Source organism: Gilliamella sp. CG35, assembly GCF_046635745.1.
GTDB classification, from domain to species: domain Bacteria; phylum Pseudomonadota; class Gammaproteobacteria; order Enterobacterales; family Orbaceae; genus Gilliamella; species Gilliamella apicola_I.
The window spans coordinates 1-1,945 of sequence record NZ_JBIDFH010000033.1; the positions used below are offsets into that span (position 1 = coordinate 1).

Sequence of the window (1,945 nt, forward strand, 5' to 3'; positions counted from 1 at the left end):
AGATGTGTATAAGAGACAGCCATATTTAAACCACCTTTGGCGAGCGCCCATATCTAGCTTATGGAGGCGACTATTAACGTAGAACGGATTTATTTCATTATCTTCGTTAGAAGGATCATGATAATTAAACGTTTCACCCAACTTCCATTCACGAGTCCAAAGCTTGGTATTACGCACAGTCTTCTGTTTTATAACAGAACCCCAAGCGTCCTTCTCTAAACCGAGAAAGTAATGATAATGCGGGTATCCATCGCTAGTTAATTCCCTTGTCATATACAGCTTAGTACCCTTAGGATAATACTTACGTAATATATCGGTTATATAGGATAAACGATCAACTTTAGCCCTCTGTCGACTCGAGAGCTTCTTATATACGTGATACGTACCTATAAACCACTTATATCGGGAATACCTCCCTCTAAAATTTTTTAATAACTTTTGTCTAAAGAGTATATTGGAAAAAGATCGGGGATCTTCAAATATAATCTTAGTCGACTGCGTCTTCGACTTGTCTCTCTTCGCCGTCGGCTGCGCGGCTTCGCCTTGCATAAGATAAGTATCTTATTTATATACTATCGCAGATAATAATTTTGAAAAAAAAATAATTAATTATTTAACTTACTCGGAATTAATTCCGAATAAAAAATGTCACCAAACTCACGGAGCCTCGTTCGCTTCGCGAGCCTCGTTCCTCCGCGCTACGCTTGGAATACCCCCCCGCCCTTCCAAGAGGGCGAGGAGGGAGCGATGGTGGCTTTTTAAAAAAAATAGGTTTGGTGATCAAATATTTAGCTCTGAGGGAAAGATACGCTTTACTATCCCATAAAGGATAGCAATACTTCCTCAATTAGATAAATCTAACCCATTAAGCAACTGAATATCCTAAATTATCAGAAACAGGCTTAGAAGATACAACGCCTCCATTGGTGAAGGTATCAGAACTATCGTTCACAACGATCCATTTAATATCGGCACCAGCCGGATACTTTACTTTAAAAGTCCGGTCAATAAGAATATCTACACCAGCCTGAAGGACACCATATTCAGCAATAGAACTGTCGTGACCTACTACACCCTCAACTCTTACGATAAAGAACATGTTTCGATGTGCACGCTGATAAGTAACAGTGTGAGAATCACGAGCAGAAGGATCGTATAGCAAATTCTTAAGACTCTGGCTCATAGTTCGCGTAGCACCGGGAGAGAGCCTAAAAGATTTACTTGATTCGATTGAATACAATTCTTTGAATTGCTCGCTATCGGTTAAATAAACCAAAGGCGATGAAGATCCTGGATTGCCTATATCAGCCAAACCATTCGAGAACGCAGTAAGAGGCGCAATCGAAGTATCACCCTTAAGACGAACCTTATATACAGTTACGTCGGCAGGAACTTGATAGTTATTCCTAAGATGGATCTTATGGTATATACTAGTAAATAAAAAATCCTTCTGATATGAACCAGCCGAACCGTCTGCCGTAACCAAAGAAGTGGTAGCTGAAGGATTATAGTAACGCAATTGACCTAGAATTGTCTCTAGGGTATCAGATGTGTGACTAAAGTACTCACCCTGATCAATTGAATTAACAGATGACCTTACTGTAAAAGTATTTCGAAAACGATATATTAGCTCACCCATATCGGCTTCAGCAAGCCTTCTAAGTTCTCTAATTTGACTTTTCATCTGTTTAGGAAAAGGCTTAACTCTCGCAGAGCTTAGTTTCCTTTTAGCAGCAGAATAGGATTTAGAACCCTTAACAAGCTTATAAATAGCCTTAGCATCTTCCTTAGTAAGTGCCATGTTAGGATAGTATTGGCGTATCATATTGTCAGCTATATCAACGCTATGAGCTACTTTCAACGCACTATATAAGGCGTTAGGCAGGTTCCGAAGAAATCCAACTTGTCTTTGATTTGGTGCTGCGACTTGCATGATATATATATA

2 protein-coding genes are annotated in these 1,945 nt (G+C 39.5%); both read right to left on the reverse strand.

Features of this window, described 5'->3' with window-relative positions; translation table 11 throughout:
- On the reverse strand, nt 1-273 hold a 273-nt coding region (locus ACGH4F_RS09500), incomplete at its 3' end, for a hypothetical protein (protein WP_411591006.1).
- A 592-nt stretch (nt 274-865) separates the two neighbouring features.
- Nucleotides 866-1,945, reverse strand: a 1,080-nt coding sequence (locus tag ACGH4F_RS09505) for a hypothetical protein (protein ID WP_411591007.1), incomplete at its 5' end; no start/stop codon positions are given.